The sequence below is a fragment of the Hydrogenophaga atypica genome, assembly GCF_042665215.1.
GTDB classification, from domain to species: Bacteria; Pseudomonadota; Gammaproteobacteria; order Burkholderiales; family Burkholderiaceae_C; genus Hydrogenophaga; species Hydrogenophaga defluvii_A.
On sequence record NZ_JBHTCA010000021.1, the window covers coordinates 30,799 to 49,411 of the forward strand.

The window sequence follows — 18,613 nt, forward strand, 5'->3', positions numbered from 1 at the left end:
TCAGGTATCAAAGGGGGTTGGCGGCCAGGCTGTCGAGCAGGTGGGCAAAGGCTTGCACACACAGCTGCATGTCGTCGCTGGTGGTGGATTCGAGGGGGTTGTGGCTGATGCCGCTGTTTTCACCGCGCACGAAGAGCATGGCCTGGGGCATGACTTCGTGCAGCTTCATGGCGTCGTGGCCGGCGCCGCTGGGCATGTGGAACACCGGCAGGCCCTGGGCGCGCACGGCGGCTTCCCAGCGCTGCTGCAGGGCCGGCGCGCTGGGCGCGGCGGCGGCGCGCATGGTTTCCTCCAGCGTGTGGCGCACGCCGCGGCGCTCGCAGATGGCGGTCAGCTCGGCCAGCACGTCGCGCGCGAGGGCATCGCGTTGTTCGTTGGTGGGCGCGCGCAGGTCCAAGCTGAAGGTGCAGCGCCCGGGCACCACGTTGATGGAACCGCTGGGCACGTTCAGTTGGCCGATGGTGGCCACCGAATCGCCGTCTTGGGCGGCACGTTTTTCCATGTAGAGCGCCAGCTCGGCCACGGCGCAGGCCGCGTCGCGCCGCCGGTCCATGGGCGTGGTGCCAGCGTGACTGGCCATGCCGATGACTTCGCACAGGTAGCGCACGCTGCCGTTGATGGAGGTGACCACGCCCAGTGGCAGGTTGAGTTCGTTGAGCACCGGGCCTTGCTCGATGTGCACTTCGACGAAGCCCAGGTAGCGTGCGGGGTCGCGCTGCAGCTTGGTGATGTCATCGATGCACAGGCCGGCGTGTTGCATGGCCTCGCGCATGGTGATGCCGTCGGCGTCCTTCTGGTCCAGCCACTCGGGCTTGAAGTCGCCGATCAGTGCGCCGGAGCCCAGGAAGGTGGCCTTGTAGCGTTGGCCTTCTTCTTCGGCAAAACCCACCACCTCAAAGCCGAAAGGCAGGCGGCGGCCGGCACGGTGCAGTTCGCGCACGCAGGCCATGGGCACGAAGATGCCCAGGCGCCCGTCGTACTTGCCGCCGTTGCGCACGGTGTCGTAGTGCGATCCGGTCAAAAGGTACTTCGCATTTGGTGTGGCGCCGTGGTAGCGGCCAACCACGTTGCCCACGGCGTCGATTTCGACCTCGTCAAATCCGCAGTCCCGCATCCAGTGGCTGATGCGCTGGGCGCAAGCGCGGTGGGCGTCGGTCAGGTAGGTGACGGTGAGCTGGCCTTTTTCGGCAAATCCGGGGTCGCTGTGTACGCTGAGTTTTTCCTGCCAGTCCCACACGTCGTTGCCCAACGTGGGTTCGACGCCGAACTTGTCGTTCAGGCGGATCTCGGCGATGCGGTGGATGTTGCGCAGGGCCTCGGCCAGTTCGAAGTCGGGATGGTTGTAGACCCGTCGCTCGAAGGTCTCGATGATTTGTGCCTTGTTCAGGCCCAGACCACGCGCGCCGCGCACCGCCAGGATGAAGGGGAAGCCGAAACGCGCGTTGTAGTCGGCGTTGAGCTGCTGAATGCGCGCGAATTCGTCGGGCGTGCAGGCGGTCAGGCCTGCCTTGCCTTGTTCGTTGGTCGATTCGGCGGTGAGCGTCTTGGCCACCATGGCCTTGCCGGCCAGCTCCGGGTGGGCGCGCACCAGGGCCAACTGGGACTCGCGGCCGGCGCCATCCACCGCTTGCACCAGCGTGTGTTTGAAGTGCGCGAGCGACGCAAAGGGGCGGCTTTGCAGCGCCGTTTCCACGAACCAGGGTGAGTGTTCGTACAAGCCGCCCAGCTCGGCCAGCAACTCGCTGGGTGGCGAGGTGTTGAGTTGTTCCAGTGTCAAAGCCATGTCATGTCTCCGCTGTGTTCTTGTAGGGGTGGGTCGCCTTCCAGTGCCGCGCGATGTCCAGGCGGCGGCACACCCACACGTTGTCATGGCCCTGGATGTGATCGAGGAAACGCTGCAGCGCAGTGATGCGGCCCGGGCGGCCCAGCAGCCGGCAGTGCATGCCAATGCTCATCATCTTGGGCGCGTTGTCGCCGCTCGGGTCACCCTCGGCGTAGAGCGCGTCGAACGTGTCCTTGAGGTACTGGAAGAAGGGGTCGGCGTGCGAGTAACCCTGGGGCAGGGCGAAGCGCATGTCGTTGCAGTCCAGCGTGTAGGGCACGATGAGCTGGGGCACCACACTGCCGTCGCTTTTTTTCACCTTCATCCAGAAGGGCAGGTCGTCGCCGTAGTAGTCGCTGTCGTACTCGAAGCCGCCGAAATCGGCCACCAGGCGGCGGGTGTTGGGGCTGTCGCGGCCGGTGTACCAGCCCAGGGGCCGGCTGCCTGTCATCTGCTCGATGATCTCCATGCCGATACGCATGTGCTCGCGTTCGGTGGCCTCGTCCAGGTTCTGGTAGTGAATCCAGCGCCAGCCGTGGCAGGCGATCTCGTGGCCCAGTTCGACAAACGCAGCGGTCAGTTCGGGGTGACGCTGCAGCGCCATGGACACGCCGAAAACGGTGAGAGGCAGGCCACGTTTTTCGAACTCGCGCAGGATACGCCAGACGCCGGCGCGCGAGCCGTACTCGTAGATGCCTTCCATGCTGATGTGGCGGTCGGGGTAGGAGGCCGGGTTGAACATTTCGGAGAGGAACTGCTCCGAGCCGGCGTCGCCGTGCAACACGCAGTTCTCGCCGCCTTCTTCGTAGTTCAGGACGAACTGCACCGCGATCCGGGCGCCGCTCGGCCATTGGGCGTGGGGCGTGTGGCGGCCGTAGCCGAGGAGGTCGCGCGGGTAGGCGAGGGTGGTGTCGTAGGTGCTGTTGTGGGTGCTCATGGGGGCGCTCAGGAAAGGGCCATTGACAAGGTGTTGGCGGGCAGCTTGCGGTCGAAGCTGAGGTTTTCTTCGACGTGTTGCAGGTGTTCGTTCATCAGGCGCACGGCCAGGTCGGCGTCCTTGGCGGCCAGCGCCTTGACGATGGTTTCGTGCTCTTCGTGCGAATGGCCGGCGGCGTGTGCGCTCTGGTACATCAAGGTGATCAAGGCGCACCGCGAAATCAGCTCACCCAACATGCCGGCCAGCACGTGGTTGCCCATGAGTTCGGCCATGCGCACGTGAAAGTCGCCCAGCAATTCGGTGCGGCTGGCCACGTCGGTGCCGTCCACGGCCTTGCGTTCTTCGGCCACATGCGCCTTGAGGGCCTTGATTTTTGCGGGTGTGACGGTGCGAACAAACTCGCGCGTCATTTCCGCTTCGAGCATGCGCCGAACCGCAAACACCTGCCGCGCTTCCTGCACGGAGGGTGTGGCCACAAACGCCCCCCGTGCCGGTTCGAGCGTGACCAGGCGGTTCTGCGCCAGCTGGAACAAAGCCTGCCGCACCAAGGTGCGGGAGACACCAAAATGATCGGCCAATTTCTGCTCGGCCAGCTTGGTGCCCGGGTGCAGCCGGTGCTCCACAATGGCGCGGCTCAGCGATTCAACAATCTGGCGTGTGCTGGACGATTCCATGGATTCATCATAGCCACAAATCCAAAAACTGTATACACTTTTGGTCGACCGCACATCCCTCACCGATTGAGACAAAGGAAGAGCCATGGGCCTGAGCACCCACGTACTGGACACGATGAACGGCTGCCCCGCTGCGGGCATGTCGGTGGCGCTGTACACCACCGAGCGCGTGGCTGGCAGCGACGAACTGCGTGCCAGTCTGGTCAAGCGTTTCCAGCTGAATGACGACGGCCGCAACCCGGATGGTCCGCTGTACGACAACACCAGTCTCAAGGCCGGCACCTACCGATTGGTGTTCGACGTGGAGGGCTATTTCAAGGCCAAAGGCGTGGTCTTGCCTGAGCCCAACTTCCTGGGTCGCGTGGCACTGGACTTCGGCGTGGCCCACACCGATCAGCACTACCACGTGCCTTTGCTGGTCAGCCCCTGGTCTTACTCGACGTACCGCGGCAGTTGAAGGGCCTGTGCGCCGGTTGTGGCCACGGCGCTGGCGCCCGCGTTCATAGTTCGCTGCGCTGGCCTTCGGTCAAGGTGTCGAGCTGGAAGCGCCCACTTTTGTCCCACAGCCAGGTTTCGGTGTAGGTGACCTTGCCCAGCCGAGCAGGTGCTGGGAACGGCGCAGCGCGGCGCACGGTGCGCTCAATCTCTGCCATCACTTCGGGAGCGTGTTTGGGGGCCCTGAGCCAGCTGAAGTGCCGCACGTGTCCGCGCCCGTCCAGCTCCACCTGCATCACGCCCACGGCATACAACAAAGGCGGCAGTTTTCCAACAAAGATGCGCCCGGTATTCAGCGAATACAGGTGGGTCGCCGCATCGCGGCGGTAGCTGCGGGGGTCGGTGGCATACGAGGTTTTCACCCCATCGGCTGCCGGGGGCGGTGGCTTGGCCGTTGGTGGCGCCGTGGGTGTGCCGTCCGCTGGCGAGCTGGGGCGCATCGATGGGGGGAGGCTGCAGGCAGCGAGCAGCGCCACCAGGGTAAGGGGCAGGGCGCGCGTCAGGCGGCGGGAAAGGTCGATGTTCGTTTGCATGGCCGGTGCCTCATCGGGTTTTGCGTTGGGAGTGTATGCGCCATCGCAGAGCCTGCCTGAGCGTGTTGCACGGCATACTGTTTGCCTGACATTCCTTGCATTTGTTTACGCCCATGTCCCATTTGTCGGAACTGCTTGCGCACCTGGACACCGCTGCCGCGGTGCTGGTCGAGGTGGTCGCCGTCAAAGGGTCGGTGCCGCGCGAGCCCGGGGCCTGGATGGCGGTGTTGGTCCACGGGCAGATCGGGACGGTGGGTGGTGGGCACCTGGAATGGCGTGCCGCTGAACAGGCCCGTGAGTTGCTGCGTTCGGGGCCAGGTCCGGCGCAAGAACACACGGTGGTGCTGGGCCCGAGCCTGGGCCAATGTTGTGGCGGTCAGGTCACGCTGCGCTACCAGTGGGTGGGCCCAACCGAACGGGACGCGCTGAGCCAGCGCCTGCGCGCGCAGCACACGCCGGTGGCCTTGTTCGGCGGAGGGCACGTGGGGCGCGCCATCGTGGCGGCGCTGACGCCATTGCCTTTTGACATCCAATGGACAGACAGCCGCGACGAGGTGTTCCCGGCCGAATTGCCGCCCCAGGTGCAGGCCGAACATTCCGATCCGGTGCATGCGGCGGTGGCCGACTTGCGGCCGGGTTCGTTGGTGCTCGTCATGAGCTTCAGCCACGCCGAGGATCTGGATGTGGTGGCTGCCTGCCTGCTTCGGCAGCGCGCATGCGGCGATCTCCCGTTTGTGGGTTTGATTGGCAGCCGCACCAAGTGGGCCACTTTCAGACACCGCCTTGAGGCGCGTGGTTTCACGTCCGCCGAGTTGTCCCACATCACCTGCCCGATCGGCTTGTCCGAAATCACAGGCAAGGCCCCGGCCACGATTGCGGCCTCGGTGGCAGCGCAGTTGCTGATGCGCCAAGCACGCTGACGCCCCTGTCGGCCGTGGGAGCGCCCCCCGTTCATGGGGGTGCCCTGACTTTTTCCCCTTCGTTCAACCGAGCTCGCCTGCCTGCTGCTGGGGGTAAATCCCTATGCTGGTGGGCCGTCTTTTGTTATTGAATCCAAATATTGTGTACAAAAATTGAATTCAAACGTTAACCATGAACGGAGGATCCTTGAAAATACGTGTCATCAACCCGAACACCACGTGCGCCATGACCGAGACCATTGGCGCGGCCGCAGCCCGTGTGGCTGGCCCCGGCACGCAGATCGTGGCCACCCAGCCGGCGGGGGGACCGGTGTCCATCGAGAGCCATTTCGATGAAGCTGTTGCTGCCGTGGGCGTGGCCGAGGAAGTGCTGGCCGGTGAGCGCGAGCAAACCGACGCCTATGTGATCGCCTGTTTTGGAGACCCGGGGCTTTGGTCGGCCCGTGAGCTCACACGGGCGCCGGTGATTGGCATCGCCGAAGCCGCGTTTCACATGGCGGCCATGGTGTCCACGCGCTTTTCGGTGGTCACCACCCTGGGTCGCACCGGGATCATTGCGGAGCACCTGTTGCAGCAATACGGTTTTGCGCATTTGTGTCGCAAAGTGCGGGCCGCCGAAATTCCGGTGCTGGACCTGGAACACGATCCGGATGCTGCGCTGCGCAAGATCATTGAGGAAAGCTTGCGGGCCAAACACGAGGATGGCATCGGCGCCATCGTGCTGGGCTGCGGCGGCATGGCCGATCTGACGGACACCATTTCGGACGCCGTTGGCCTGCCGGTGGTGGAGGGCGTTAGCGCGGCCGTCAAGTTGGCCGAATCCCTCGTGCACCTGGGGCTCAAGACCAGCAAACACGGTGACCTCGATTTCCCACGCCCGAAGGCCTTTGCAGGCCAGTTCAGGCATTTCAGCGCCTGAGCGGCGCGTATTTCAACGATCGACGGAGGCAATCCATGAGTGAATCTCACGACAAGTCGGCGGGCGAAGAATCGCTGGCGCCACAACAAACACGGATCATGGACAAATGGTCCTACCTGCTGGCCTGGCTGGGAGGCTGCGTGTCCATCGGCACCTTCGCCATGGGTTCCAGCCTGGTGGGGCAACTCAACATGTTGCAGGCGGTGACGGCCATTGCGGTGGGCTGCTTCGTCATCGGCGTGGCCCTGACCATCAATGGGGCAGCCGGCCACAAGTACGGCATACCCTTCATGGTGCAGGCGCGCACCGCTTTCGGCTTTGCCGGTACCCGATTCCCCGGCTTGATCCGTGCGGTGCCCGCCGTGGTGTGGTACGGCTTTCAGAGCTGGATCGGTGCGGGTGCGTTGAACGCCGTGTCGGCTGCGCTGCTGGGTTTCGACAACCTGGTGGTCTGGTTCATCATTTTCCAGGTGCTCCAGATTGCGTTGTCGGTGTATGGCTTCAAGGGCATCAAGTGGCTGGAAAACGTCGGCAGCGTTTTCATCATCGCTTCGCTGCTCTACATGTTCTGGGCCGTCATCACCAAGTACGGGGGTGCCATTGACGCCAAGATCACCAGCATCGAAGGCACCTGGGGCCTGCCTTTCTGGGGTGCCACCATGCTGTTTCTGGGCATCTACAGCACCATGATGCTCAACGTCAGCGACTATTCCCGTGAATTGCACCGCGACGTGCGTCCCGGCCTGTTGACCACGATCTACGCGATGTCCATCCTGCCAGCCACGATCTTCATGGGTCTGATCGGTTTGATGGTGGCGGGCGCCACCGGCACCAGCGACCCCATTGCGGTGTTCTCCAGTGCGGTGGACAACAAGCCGCTGTTGGTGATCACGCTGCTGTTCATTGCGTTTGCGCAAGTCACCACCAACGTGCTCAACAACGTGGTGCCGCCCGCCTACGTGCTGATGGACGTGTTCAAGCTGTCGTTCAAAAAATCGGCCGTGCTGGTGGGCTTGCTGGCTTTCTGTACCTTTCCGTGGGAGCTGGTCAAGGACGAGTCGTCCAGTGGGCTGCAGATTTTTGTGCAGACCTATTCCGCTTTCCTGGGGCCTATTTTTGCCGTGTTGGTGGTGGACTACTACATCTTGCGCGGGCGCCAGTTGGACTTGCAGAAGCTCTACGATGAAAACGGCCCCTACCGTGGCGTGAACTGGGCTGGCATCATCGCCACCCTGTTTGGCGCGGTGGTGGCGCTCTACTTCTCCAAGGTGAGCTGGTATGCCAGCCTCTTGCCCGCTGGCCTGTGCTACTACCTGCTGATGAACCACTGGGCACCTTGCCGCCGCTTCATGGACGGCAACCAGGGTGTGGATCAGCGGACGGCGGCCGTTGCACGGAGGGCCTGAGCCTAGAATCGGGTGCATGGTCACTCGCCGCTCCTCTGCCCACACAGCGCCCTCAACCGGTCCAGCACCGGGGGCGGCTTCTGCTTCGGAGGGGGCTGGCTCGGCCCCCACTGTCGAGAGCATTGCCCAAGACCTGGCGGCCGCCATCGTCGAGCGGCGCATTGCCCCCGGCACCTGGTTGCGTGAAGAGGCCCTGGGGCGGGTGTATGCGGTCAGCCGCACCAAGGTGCGTGCCGCCTTGGTGATGCTGGCCAAAGACAAGCTGGTGCATACCGTGCCCGACAAGGGCACGTTTGTCTGCCAGCCCACGGTGGAGGAGGCGCGCGAAATCTTTTCGGCGCGCCGTCTCATTGAAAGCGAAATCGTGCGCTTGTTTGTGGCCCGTGCAACGCGGGCCGACTTTGATCGCCTGCGGCAGCATGTCCGCATGGAAAGGTCCAGTCTCAAGGGCTTGGCGCTGGGGGCGGTGCGAGAACAACTGCTCGGCGACTTCCACGTGGCATTGGCCGAACTGACGGGGCACCACATCCTCACAGAAATCGTCACAGAGTTGGTGGGGCGCAGTTCGCTGATCGCCATGCTTTACCAGAGCCACAACGACGCCCACTGTGCAACCGATGAACACGAGCAGTTTCTGCGGTTGTGCGAAGAAAAAAACACCGATGCCGCGGTGGCATACATGATGGATCACCTCAGCCGGCTTGAAGCCAGCCTGGATCTGCAGCAGGTGGGTGCGGGGCGCCAGCTCGATCTGGTGAAGGCGCTGATGATGTGAGTGCGTCCTGGGGCAGTCGCCCTGAGGTCGTGTCTCGAGACATCGGTCCGCCACCTAGGAGTCTGCGCGGCAGAAGGCGTCGAAGCGAAACGCGTGGGAAAAGAGTCCAATTTGTGCCCGCTTTTGAGGACTGTGGCCGTAGCCACAGCCGGAAAAACGGGTGCGAAGTGGGACTTTTCTCCACGCGTTGCAGCCGACGCGCTTCTGCCGCGCAGACTCCTAGCTTGGCATCGTCCTTGCATGATGGCGAGCCAAGGGTAATCCCTTGGGTGCCTGGTTCCCAAAAACTGTATACACTTTGCCCCAGCAATCGCAGCGGTGCTGGCAAGCTGAAGGGTTTCAGGTTTGTCTGGTTCGCGGTTCGGAAGTGGTTCAGAGCGCCCGCAGTGGTGAACCGCAACGTCGTTATTCACACGAGGCTTCCATGGAAACCTACCTGCTCGATTGGGCCAACCTGCTGCTGCGTTGGCTGCACGTCATCGTCGCCATCGCCTGGATTGGCTCCTCCTTCTACTTCGTTTTCCTCGACAGCAGCCTCACGCCACCGGTCGATGACGACCTGAAAAAGCAGGGCGTGAGCGGCGAGTTGTGGGCGGTGCACGGTGGCGGTTTCTACCACCCGGTCAAGTTCAACGTCAGCCCGCCCAAGCTGCCCGATCACCTGCACTGGTTCTACTGGGAAAGTTACTCCACCTGGCTCAGTGGCTTCGCGCTGTTCCTGGTGTCCTACTTGTGGAGCCCCAGCGTCTACCTGATCGACCCCAAGGTGATGGCCTGGACGCCGGCGGCCGCCATTGGTGCTGCCCTGGCTTTCCTGGTGGTGTTCTGGCTGCTCTACGACGGCATTTGTCGCACCCTGGGCCAAGGTGAGAACGGCGATGCCAAAGTGGGCGCTGCCGTGTTGGTGCTGGTGTGTATTGCCGCCTACGCGGCCACACAGATGTTTGCAGGTCGGGCGGCCTTCTTGCTGGTGGGCGCCATGATCGCCACCGCCATGAGCGCCAACGTGTTTTTCTGGATCATTCCCGGCCAACGCACCGTGGTGGCCGATCTGAAGGCCGGTCGGCCGGTGGACCCCATCCACGGCAAGCGTGGCAAACAGCGCAGCGTGCACAACACCTACTTCACGCTGCCGGTGCTGTTTGCCATGCTGAGCAACCACTACAGCTTCACCTACAGCCATCCGCAGAACTGGCTCATCCTCATTGGGCTGATGTTTGCCGGCGCGGCCATCCGACAGTTTTTTGTCATGCGCCACGGTTACAAGTTGGGTCGCAACCCCCACCCATGGAAATACGCCGCCGTGGGTGTGGTTGTCCTGATCGGGCTGATCGTGTGGCTCAAGCCGGCGCCGTCGGCCACCGCCGCTGCGGCACCCGCTGTGGTGAGCTACGCCCAGCTCAAACCGGTGATCGAACAACGCTGTGCCATGTGCCACGGCGAGGCACTGCAGTCCAAGGGCGTGCGGCTGGACAGCCCGGCGCTGTTGCAACAGCACGCTCAAACGGTTTACCAGCAGGTGGTGGTCAGCAAGCTCATGCCCATGAACAACGCGACCGGCCTCACGGATGATGAGCGGGCCCTGTTTGCCCAGTGGTTCAAGGGCGGCGCCAAGGTGGATTGAGGCTTGAGCGAGCGGCTCAACCCAGCAACGCTGGGTGGCCGCAGCGCTGGTCAGGCAAACACGTCGGCGTTTTGCAGGGCCAGGCCAGCGGCGTCCTTGGCCGACAACAGGGGGGCCATGCCAAGCTTCGGCCATTCGATGCCGATGGATGGGTCGTTCCAGGCCACACAGCGCTCGAAGGCCGGCGCGTAGTAGTCGGTGGTTTTGTACAGGAAGTCGGCGCTGTCGCTGGTGACCACAAAACCGTGGCCAAAACCCGGTGGCACCCACAGCTGGCGCTGGTTGTCCTCGCTCAGCTCCACCCCCACCCACTGGCCGAAGTGGGGCGAGCTTTTGCGCAGGTCCACCGCCACGTCAAACACGCTGCCGCGTGCCACCCGCACCAGTTTGCCCTGGGGTTGCTGAATTTGGTAATGCAGGCCGCGCAACACACCCTTGGCCGAACGGCTGTGGTTGTCCTGCACGAAGTCAAAGCGCGTGCCCGTGGCTTCATTGAAGCGCTGCTGGTTGAAGCTCTCGAAGAAGAAGCCGCGCGCATCACCAAACACCTTGGGTTCGATGATGAGCACGCCGGGCAGGTCGGTTTCAATCACGTTCATGGCTTGTCTTTCAACAGGCCTTGCAGGTACTGGCCGTAGCCGCTTTTGGCCAGTGGCGCGGCGAGCTTTTCGAGCTGCGCGTCGTCGATGAAGCCGCTGCGCCAGGCAATTTCTTCCGGGCAAGCAATCTTGAGGCCTTGGCGACGCTCCAGCGTCGCGATGAATTGGCCCGCGTCCAGCAGGCTGTCGTGGGTGCCGGTGTCCAGCCAGGCGTAACCCCGTTTCATGATCTGCACGCTCAGCTGGTTCTGTTCCAGGTAGGTCTGGTTCACTGTGGTGATTTCCAGTTCGCCACGGGCGCTCGGCTTGGTGGCCTTGGCGATGTCGATGACCTGCTGGTCGTAGAAGTACAGGCCGGTGACGGCGTAGTTGCTTTTGGGGACCTTGGGTTTTTCTTCGATGCTGCTGGCCTTGCCGGCGCCATCAAACGCCACCACACCGTAACGCTCGGGGTCGGTCACGTGGTAGGCGAAGACGGTGGCGCCGCTGGTCTGGGCATCGGCCGCGTGCAACAGGGGCTGGAAGTCGTGGCCGTAGAAGATGTTGTCGCCCAGCACCAGGGCACTGGGGCTGTTGCCAATGAAGGGCTCGCCAATGATGAAGGCCTGAGCCAGGCCATCGGGGCTGGGTTGCACGGCGTATTGCAGGTTGATGCCCCACTGGCTGCCGTCGCCCAGCAGTTGCTCAAAGCGCGGCGTGTCTTGTGGCGTGCTGATCAGCAGGATGTCGCGCATGCCCGCGAGCATGAGCGTGCTCAGCGGGTAATAGACCATGGGCTTGTCGTAGATGGGCAGCAGCTGTTTGCTGATGGCCAGGGTGGCCGGGTGCAAGCGGGTGCCGGAGCCACCAGCGAGGATGATGCCTTTGCGTTGGGTCATGGGGTGTTGTCAGAGAATTTCATCGAGCATGCGGGCCACACCTTGTTGCCAGGGGGGCAGGCGCAGGCGGAAGGTGGTTTGCAACTTGGTGCAGTCCAGCCGCGAGTTGTGGGGACGGCGGGCGGGGGTCGGGAAACCTGAGGTCGGCACCTTCTCCACTTGCTCCGGCCCCGCCTTGAGTGTGCGGCCCCGAGATTGTGCGTGCGCCAGCACACACCGGGCATAGCCATTCCAGGTGGTTTCGCCCGCAGCGGCGCAGTGGTAGAGGCCCGCACGTTCGGGATGCAGCAGCGTGCTGCGGGCCGCGTGTGCGGTCACGTCGGCCAAAAGCTCGGCACTGGTGGGAGCCCCCCACTGGTCGTCGATGACGGTCAGCCGCTCGCGTTCAGCGGCCAGGCGGAGCATGGTCTTGGCGAAGTTGCCACCGCGTGCCCCGTACACCCAACTGGTGCGCAGGATGAGGTGGCTGCAACCGCTGGCGGCAATCGCGTGTTCCCCGGCCAGTTTGCTGCTGCCGTAGACCGAAAGTGGCCCGGTGGTGTCGGACTCCAGCCAAGGCCTTGAACCGCCACCGTCAAACACGTAGTCGGTGCTGTAGTGCACCAGCAGCGCGCCCAGCCGGGCCGCTTCTTCGGCCAATACCCCCGGGGCCAGGGCATTGATGCGCTGCGCCAACTCGGGCTCGCTCTCGGCCTTGTCCACCGCGGTGTGGGCGGCGGCGTTGACGATGAGATCAGGGCGGAGGGTACGCACGGTATCGCGCAGGCCGTCGAGCTGGGACAGGTCGCCGCAGTGATCGGTGCTGTGGCGGTCGAGGGCCACAAGTTCACCCACCACGCTCAGGCTGCGCTGCAGCTCCCAGCCAACCTGTCCGTTTTTGCCCAGCAGAAGTACCTTCACGCTGCGCTTTCGTACTGGGTGGACACCCAGTCCCGGTAGGCGCCGCTTTGCACGCGCGCCACCCAGTCGGCGTTGGCCAGGTACCAGGCCACGGTCTTGCGTATGCCACTTTCGAACGTCTCGGCCGGTTTCCAGCCCAGTTCGGCTTCGAGCTTGCGCGCGTCGATGGCGTAGCGCCGGTCGTGGCCGGGGCGGTCTTTCACGTAGGTGATCTGGGTCGCGTAACGCTGGCCGTCCGCGCGTGGTCGCATTTCATCCAGCAGGGCGCACACGGTGTTCACGATCTCGATGTTCGGTTTCTCGTTCCAGCCGCCCACGTTGTAGGTCTCGCCCAGGCGACCCGCCTGCAACACGCGACGGATGGCGCTGCAGTGGTCTTTCACGTAAAGCCAGTCGCGCACCTGCATGCCGTCGCCATACACCGGCAGCGGTTTGCCGGCCAGGGCGTTGACGATCATCAGCGGTATAAGCTTTTCGGGGAAGTGGTAGGGCCCGTAGTTGTTGCTGCAGTTGGTGGTGAGCACCGGCAGGCCGAAGGTGTGGTGCCAGGCGCGCACCAGGTGGTCGCTGGCGGCCTTGCTGGCGGAATACGGGCTGTTGGGTTCGTAGCGGTGGGTTTCTGCAAAGGCCGGATCGGTGGGCGAGAGGCTGCCATACACCTCGTCGGTGCTCACGTGCAGGAAACGGAAGGCGGCTTTTTCCGTCTCGGGCAGGGTGTTCCAGTATCCGCGCACGGCTTCGAGCAGGCGAAAGCTGCCGAGGACATTGGTCTGGATGAAGTCCTCGGGGCCGTGGATGGAGCGGTCCACGTGGCTTTCGGCAGCAAAGTGCAACACGGCGCGCGGGTGGTGCTCGGCCAGCAGGCGGTCGAGCAGGACACGGTCGCCGATGTCGCCTTGCACAAAGGTGTGGCGCCCGTCGCCCTGCAGCGAGGCCAGGTTATCCAGGTTGCCGGCGTAGGTGAGCTTGTCGAGGTTGACGATGGGCTCGTTGGATTGTGCGAGCCAGTCGAGAACGAAGTTGGCGCCGATGAAGCCGGCGCCGCCGGTGACGAGGATGCTCATGGTGTGTTGGGCTTCGGGGTCATGACGACGTGTTGATCGGAGTGTGTCTGTGGCAACCTGGTGTGTAGGCTTGTCGTGGCGGCCATCAACCAAATGAGCGACATGCCCAAGGTCGCATCTCGGAAAGGCGCGTTGATCGTCGCGGTAACGACCACCGCGATGGCAAGAAGAAAGGCGATACCGCCCAGAGGGGAGTGGTTGACCCAGCTTTTCCAAAGAAACCAACCCAAGGTTGTCGCCAAGATCAGCATGCCCGGGAGCCCGGTTTCCATGCCATACAGCAGGAAGTCGTTGTGGGGATTGTTGGTCAGGCTCATCAACGGCGCTTGCACAGAGTGGGCATGCCATATTGGCTCCCAGCTGCCCAGTCCGGTGCCCAGGAGTGGGTGTGCCCAGATACTGTCCCAGGCCAGTCGAAACATGGCCCAGCGCACGCCCACGCTGCTGCCCTCGTAGTCGAGACCGGCCAACGACGCTTGCAGCTCGCTGATGGCTCGCAGCCAGCGGGCTTGCATCACAGGTGACAGCGACCAAGCCAGTGCAAATATCGTCAAGACCAACACTGGTGGCACCCACAACGCTGCACGGTGGTGTCGCAAGCGGTATAGAAACAGCGCACCTGGCAGCAACACCAGCAGCATATAGGCGTTGCGTGAGTAGCCGTATCTGGCGGCGGCAGTCATCGCGGCCCCCGCCAGCGAGAGGAGCAAGACACGGTGCAAGATGCCGTGCCGATTCTGCAAGGCCAGCCAGAGACCAACACCTGCGGTACAGGCGAGCATGATCATCTTCTGGCTGCTGGCATTGCCGTCTACGATCAGCAGCTTGGCCCACAGAGGGTTGTCAGGCAGTGGCCACACCTGGTGCACGAGGATGACCGTCACACTCAGTCCAGCGCCAATGAGCAGACCATACACAGCTTGCCACGCCTCGTTCGGCCTCAGCATCAACCCGAGTGTCAGCACCCACGCCACTCGAACGATGTGAAACAGCCGGCTCGCACTGGCTGCCTCCCAGCCGGTCGCAAGCAGCACCACCATCGGCCACACCAGCGATGCCAGCAACAGCCAGCCGAGACCGGGGTGGTCGGCAAATGGCCAGCGTTCCCAGAATGACGTGCTGTCCGACAACAGCAAACACGTCAGCAGAAACAGCAAAAGGTAGGAAGCACCTACCGGCAAAAAAACCGCTATGCCCAGTGCCGTGGCCAGAGTACCTACCGCCCTATCTGTTCTTGTCATCTGGCTTGGTCTTGGGGCCCCTCCATGCGGCCCCACCTATTCAGTGCCCTTGGGCCACGTGTTCACCGGCCTTGAGACGGTACACCGTGCCGCAGTAGGGGCAACGGGCTTCACCGGTCTTGGCCACGTCCAAGTAGACCTTGGGGTGGCTGTTCCAGAGTTTCATGTCGGCCAGCGGGCTGGGGCAGAACACGCCGCCGTGGGCGTTGAGGTCCTTGGCGGCCAGCTCGATGGCGGCGTTGGCTGTGGGTGTGCTCATGATGGGTGTTTCAGACCAGGGTCAGCCAGTGGGCGTATGTCGGGTTGCGGCCACCCACGATGTCGAAGAACGCGTTCTGGATCTTCTCGGTGATGGGGCCACGCGAGCCGGCACCGAGTTCGATGCGGTCGAGTTCGCGGATGGGCGTCACTTCGGCGGCGGTACCCGTGAAGAAGGCTTCATCGGCGATGTACACCTCGTCGCGGGTGATGCGTTTTTGCACGATGTCCAGGCCCAGGTCTTTGGCGATGTGGAACACCGTGTTGCGGGTGATGCCGTTCAGGGCGCCGGCCGACAGGTCGGGGGTGTAGATGACGCCGTTTTTGACAATAAATATGTTTTCTCCAGCGCCTTCGCTCACGAAACCCGAGCTGTCCAACAGCAGGGCTTCGTCGTAACCCTCATCGGTCACTTCCATGTTGGCCAATATGGAGTTGGTGTAGTTGCTCACCGCCTTGGCCTGTGTCATGGTGATGTTGACGTGGTGGCGGGTGTAGCTGCTGGTCTTGACGCGGATGCCGCGCTTCAACCCTTCTTCGCCCAGGTAAGCGCCCCACGCCCACGCGGCCACCATGAGGTGGATGGTGTTGCCCTTGGGGCTGACGCCCAGCTTCTTGTCGCCGATCCAGGTCAGCGGGCGCAGATAGCAGCTTTCCAGCTGGTTGTCCCGCACCACCGCACGTTGCGCCTCGTTCACCTGTTCTTTGGTGAACGGAATGGCCATGCGCAGGATCTTGGCGCTGTTGAACAGGCGGTCGGTGTGCTCCTGCAGGCGGAAGATGGCCGTGCCTTGAGGGGTTTTGTAGGCGCGCACGCCCTCGAAGGCGCCACAGCCATAGTGCAGCGTGTGGGTCAGGACGTGGATTTTGGCGTCGCGCCAGTCGACCATCTGGCCATCCATCCAGATCTTGCCGTCGCGGTCGGACATCGAGGGAATCACGGACATGTCTTGCCTTTGTTGTTGCGCCGCAACCATTGGCGGCAAAAAACGCATTTTACGGTGGTGCAGGGGGCACCTGCCAAAGCCGTTGGTAGCCGGGTGAGGGTGATCGCAGTCTGGCCGCCAGGCGATCCAGCCCTTCGCTTTCGACCAGGCTGGGGCGTTGCGGTGGCGTGCGCCCTAGCGCCAGCGCTTGGTCGCGGGTGCGCAGGGTCGCCTGAAGGCTGAGGGCGTAGACGTCGAAGTGGGCAATGGCCGCGAGCTTGCGGGTGCCTTGGTCCGGCACGGCCATGGCAAAAAACACATCGTTGGCGGCATGATCGGCGTCTTGCGGCGGTGGCGATTTCCAGCCGGGCGCCATCAGCGGGTGGTCACCCATGACAATCACGACCGTGTTCTGCATGTGACCTTGGCGATGCAGCTCGGCCAAGAAATCTTCGACCGCTGTGAGGCTGCAATCAAAGATGCCGAGCAGCGGTTGCCGGGTGTCGGGGGCAGGGCAGTGCCGCGACATCAGACCGTCGGGGCCGTGGGTGTCCAGGGTGAGCAGGCTCAGGAAAAACGGCTGTGGACCACGCGAGAGGTCGCCGAGGACCTGTTTGGCATAGGCCAGCATGGTGTGGTCCTCCACCCCCCACCAGTCCGTGGGCCATTGGTAAGTGTCTGTGCTTTTGCGTATGTCTTCCCGGCCGTACACGCTCTCAAAACCATGGGTCTGTAAGAACTGTCTTTTCCCCGCAAAGTCGGGGTCGGCGCCGCCCACAAAAGCGGTCTTGTAGCCTGCAGCACGCAGCACGTCGCCCAGGCAGACAGCGCCGCGCAAAGGTGCCTGCATCTCGTCAAAGTTGTTGCGGCCTGTCCAACCGGTTGGCATCAGCGGCAAGCCACATTGGCTGGCCACTATGCCACCCAGTGTCCACTGCGTGCCAGGAAGTGTGAAAAAGCGGCTTGCCGAGGTGTGCTTTTCACGCCATCGTGCAAGCGGGCGCTGCGGCTGCACAAACTTGTTCTGCAGCGACTCCACATAGATGAGCACCAGGTTGTGAGGTGGGTGCCCAGTCTGTTGGGCCAGATATTCGATCTTGGGCGGCACGTGGTATGTCTCCATCCAGTCGGGCCCATCGCTCTGTCGTGTCCAGTGATCTTGAAGATTCAGCGCCTGTGCCGTTCGCATCAGCCCCATGCCACCCAAGACGACCGCGCTTGCACCCACCAGCAGCTCGACAAGACGGCGTCGCCCAGCGCCCCGGTGGCCGAGAAGGCCTGCCAACAACGTCACCGCCAACCCCCAGACCGTTGGCTTGAGAACCAGTTCACGCACCGTGCCCCGCACCAGCGCTGTTGGCACCGTTGCCCAGGTCTGTGTACCGCTCAAAGTCAGGTGAAACCAGGCCTGCTCCAAGCTGATGTCACCGAACTCCTCCACGATCCAGAACGGGAAGCGGTACAGCGCCATGGTCAATGCCGAGAGCACAAACGTGCCCAGCAGGCTGGTGCGTCGGCTCACGGGTTGTGAGGTCCGTCCGTGCGCTCCGTATCGGCCTGCACACGAACAATGTGGTGTTCCAGCAGCCGGCCATCCAGAAAGTGCGCTGTGACCGACGAGCCACTGGCGTCGCTCCAGCGGAACACCTCAGGCTGGGTGTCAGGCTCGGACAACATCTCGCCCAGGCTGCCGGTCAAGCCAATCACTTCCAGCAGTTTCATGCCGGGTTTGAGTTTCACATGGAGTTTGAGGGCATGGGCCACGCTGCCTTTGGGCTGGCTGGCTGCGCGCTTGAGCACCCGCAAGGTTTGGCTGAACTGGATCGTGAGCCAGAACATCAGCATGCTGAACGCCAACAGCAGCCCCAGGCCGCCGTATTGGCGCCAGGCGCCCCACAGAACCAGTGCCATGGCCGTCCACCAGAAGGCGGTTCGGGTGTTTGCCCTCCAGGGGCGTTGCGTGAAGAGACGCTGCATCGATGGAAAGAAAGTCAAAAAAAGCCTAAAGACGGGACTCAAGTGTCCGATAACATGAGGGAACGGCGGTAATCCGTCGACCGTATCCGTCCAGCAAGGAGAACATCATGCTGACCATATCATCGATTGGCGTGGCCCCCAGGCCCCTGCAGACACCCGTGGCGACACCACCGCCGCCGGTGACGGCTGGCCGTTCCAGCCCCTCGGTGACGCGCGACAGCAGCGGTGGTACCGTGGTCAGCATCCCGTCTGGCGAAGGCACCGGTGCACAAGCCACTTACCTGCCATCGAGCTTGCCACCGGTCACGGCACCGGGTGAAGCTGTCCAGCCGGATTTGCCCAAAAACCTGCAGGCGGTGTCGGAAGAGGCGCCCTTGACCCCGTCGCGTTTCAAGGGTGAGTTGCCGGCCGAGCCCAAGTCGTCTGTGGAACAAGCGCTGGACCAACAGATCGAGCAGTTCATTCCCAACCTCTGGAAGGCCAGCCGGGCCGCTGTGGATGCCCTCAGTGCCAACGCAGAAGCCGCCGCACCCGAGGGACCGCGCACCGAAATGCCGATCAACGAAACACCCTACATGTTGCCGGAAGGCGGCAAACCGCCCAACAGCCCCGGCACCTTCATCGACATCGAAGTCTGAAGCGCTCCGTTGTGCCCCGTTTTTGCG

Annotated in this window: 20 protein-coding genes; 7 read left to right on the plus strand and 13 right to left on the minus strand. The window is 63.1% G+C overall.

The window, feature by feature from the left end:
• Window positions 1–7 precede the first annotated feature (7 nt).
• The 3 genes from uraD to ACFQPB_RS18880 are packed head-to-tail and all read right to left on the minus strand — an operon-like array spanning window position 8 to window position 3,433.
• Entirely contained in the window at window positions 8–1,783 is a 1,776-nt protein-coding gene (gene uraD / locus ACFQPB_RS18870) for a 2-oxo-4-hydroxy-4-carboxy-5-ureidoimidazoline decarboxylase (protein ID WP_382226588.1), read from the minus strand.
• A gap of 1 nt (window position 1,784) precedes the next feature.
• A complete protein-coding gene (gene puuE / locus ACFQPB_RS18875; RefSeq protein ID WP_382226591.1) occupies window positions 1,785–2,759 on the minus strand; it encodes an allantoinase PuuE in 975 nt (324 codons plus the stop codon).
• An 8-nt stretch (window positions 2,760–2,767) separates the two neighbouring features.
• Window positions 2,768–3,433 (minus strand): GntR family transcriptional regulator, encoded by a 666-nt coding sequence (locus ACFQPB_RS18880; protein WP_382226594.1) that lies wholly within the window; start codon window positions 3,431–3,433, stop codon window positions 2,768–2,770.
• An 85-nt stretch (window positions 3,434–3,518) separates the two neighbouring features.
• Between ACFQPB_RS18880 and uraH the strand changes: the two genes are divergently transcribed.
• Window positions 3,519–3,890 carry a hydroxyisourate hydrolase gene (uraH, locus tag ACFQPB_RS18885; RefSeq protein ID WP_382201696.1) on the plus strand — a complete coding sequence of 124 codons (372 nt, stop codon included), beginning with the start codon at window positions 3,519–3,521 and terminating at the stop codon, window positions 3,888–3,890.
• 43 nt (window positions 3,891–3,933) lie between these two features.
• On the opposite strand, the gene ACFQPB_RS18890 is transcribed toward uraH, so the two are convergent.
• Window positions 3,934–4,461 carry a hypothetical protein gene (locus tag ACFQPB_RS18890; protein WP_382226597.1) on the minus strand — a complete coding sequence of 176 codons (528 nt, stop codon included), beginning with the start codon at window positions 4,459–4,461 and terminating at the stop codon, window positions 3,934–3,936.
• A gap of 113 nt (window positions 4,462–4,574) precedes the next feature.
• Here ACFQPB_RS18890 and xdhC point away from each other — a divergent pair, with 113 nt between their 5' ends.
• The 5 genes from xdhC (at window position 4,575) to ACFQPB_RS18915 (ending at window position 10,105) form a co-directional block, all read left to right on the plus strand.
• Entirely contained in the window at window positions 4,575–5,381 is an 807-nt protein-coding gene (xdhC, locus tag ACFQPB_RS18895) for a xanthine dehydrogenase accessory protein XdhC (RefSeq protein ID WP_382226600.1), read from the plus strand.
• Between the two features lie 187 nt (window positions 5,382–5,568).
• Window positions 5,569–6,300 (plus strand): aspartate/glutamate racemase family protein, encoded by a 732-nt coding sequence (locus tag ACFQPB_RS18900; protein WP_382226603.1) that lies wholly within the window; start codon window positions 5,569–5,571, stop codon window positions 6,298–6,300.
• A 35-nt stretch (window positions 6,301–6,335) separates the two neighbouring features.
• The gene (locus ACFQPB_RS18905; protein WP_382226606.1) at window positions 6,336–7,706 is read left to right on the plus strand and encodes an NCS1 family transporter; all 1,371 of its coding nucleotides are present in this window, start codon (window positions 6,336–6,338) and stop codon (window positions 7,704–7,706) included.
• Window positions 7,707–7,722: 16 nt separating this feature from the next.
• Window positions 7,723–8,481, plus strand: coding sequence for a GntR family transcriptional regulator (locus ACFQPB_RS18910; RefSeq protein WP_382226609.1), 759 nt, complete (start codon window positions 7,723–7,725; stop codon window positions 8,479–8,481).
• Window positions 8,482–8,905: 424 nt separating this feature from the next.
• Window positions 8,906–10,105: a urate hydroxylase PuuD gene (locus ACFQPB_RS18915; RefSeq protein ID WP_382226611.1), complete on the plus strand. Its 1,200-nt coding sequence runs from the start codon at window positions 8,906–8,908 to the stop codon at window positions 10,103–10,105.
• Window positions 10,106–10,155: 50 nt separating this feature from the next.
• Here ACFQPB_RS18915 and rfbC read toward each other — a convergent pair whose 3' ends face one another.
• From rfbC to ACFQPB_RS18960, 9 genes are all read right to left on the minus strand, one after another.
• On the minus strand, window positions 10,156–10,704 hold the full coding sequence (gene rfbC, locus ACFQPB_RS18920; RefSeq protein ID WP_382226614.1) for a dTDP-4-dehydrorhamnose 3,5-epimerase: 549 nt from the start codon (window positions 10,702–10,704) through the stop codon (window positions 10,156–10,158).
• Complete coding sequence (gene rfbA, locus ACFQPB_RS18925) at window positions 10,701–11,582, minus strand: glucose-1-phosphate thymidylyltransferase RfbA (protein ID WP_382201709.1); 882 nt, start codon at window positions 11,580–11,582, stop codon at window positions 10,701–10,703. Before rfbA ends, rfbC begins: the two co-directional genes overlap by 4 nt.
• A gap of 9 nt (window positions 11,583–11,591) precedes the next feature.
• On the minus strand, window positions 11,592–12,482 hold the full coding sequence (gene rfbD / locus ACFQPB_RS18930; protein WP_382226617.1) for a dTDP-4-dehydrorhamnose reductase: 891 nt from the start codon (window positions 12,480–12,482) through the stop codon (window positions 11,592–11,594).
• Window positions 12,479–13,546, minus strand: a complete 1,068-nt coding sequence (gene rfbB, locus ACFQPB_RS18935; protein ID WP_382226619.1) for a dTDP-glucose 4,6-dehydratase — start codon at window positions 13,544–13,546, stop codon at window positions 12,479–12,481. Before rfbB ends, rfbD begins: the two co-directional genes overlap by 4 nt.
• The gene (locus tag ACFQPB_RS18940; protein ID WP_382226622.1) at window positions 13,543–14,703 is read right to left on the minus strand and encodes an O-antigen ligase family protein; all 1,161 of its coding nucleotides are present in this window, start codon (window positions 14,701–14,703) and stop codon (window positions 13,543–13,545) included. Before ACFQPB_RS18940 ends, rfbB begins: the two co-directional genes overlap by 4 nt.
• A 124-nt stretch (window positions 14,704–14,827) precedes the next feature.
• The gene (locus ACFQPB_RS18945) at window positions 14,828–15,046 is read right to left on the minus strand and encodes a zinc-finger domain-containing protein (RefSeq protein WP_382226625.1); all 219 of its coding nucleotides are present in this window, start codon (window positions 15,044–15,046) and stop codon (window positions 14,828–14,830) included.
• Between the two features lie 10 nt (window positions 15,047–15,056).
• Window positions 15,057–15,992: a branched-chain amino acid transaminase gene (locus tag ACFQPB_RS18950; protein WP_382226628.1), complete on the minus strand. Its 936-nt coding sequence runs from the start codon at window positions 15,990–15,992 to the stop codon at window positions 15,057–15,059.
• A 49-nt stretch (window positions 15,993–16,041) separates the two neighbouring features.
• Complete coding sequence (locus tag ACFQPB_RS18955; protein ID WP_382226631.1) at window positions 16,042–17,493, minus strand: LTA synthase family protein; 1,452 nt, start codon at window positions 17,491–17,493, stop codon at window positions 16,042–16,044.
• Window positions 17,490–17,882: a glycerate kinase gene (locus tag ACFQPB_RS18960; protein ID WP_382201723.1), complete on the minus strand. Its 393-nt coding sequence runs from the start codon at window positions 17,880–17,882 to the stop codon at window positions 17,490–17,492. Before ACFQPB_RS18960 ends, ACFQPB_RS18955 begins: the two co-directional genes overlap by 4 nt.
• A 173-nt stretch (window positions 17,883–18,055) precedes the next feature.
• On the opposite strand from ACFQPB_RS18960, the gene ACFQPB_RS18965 reads away from it, so the two are divergent.
• Window positions 18,056–18,586: a hypothetical protein gene (locus ACFQPB_RS18965; RefSeq protein ID WP_382201725.1), complete on the plus strand. Its 531-nt coding sequence runs from the start codon at window positions 18,056–18,058 to the stop codon at window positions 18,584–18,586.
• The last annotated feature ends 27 nt before the right edge of the window (window positions 18,587–18,613 follow it).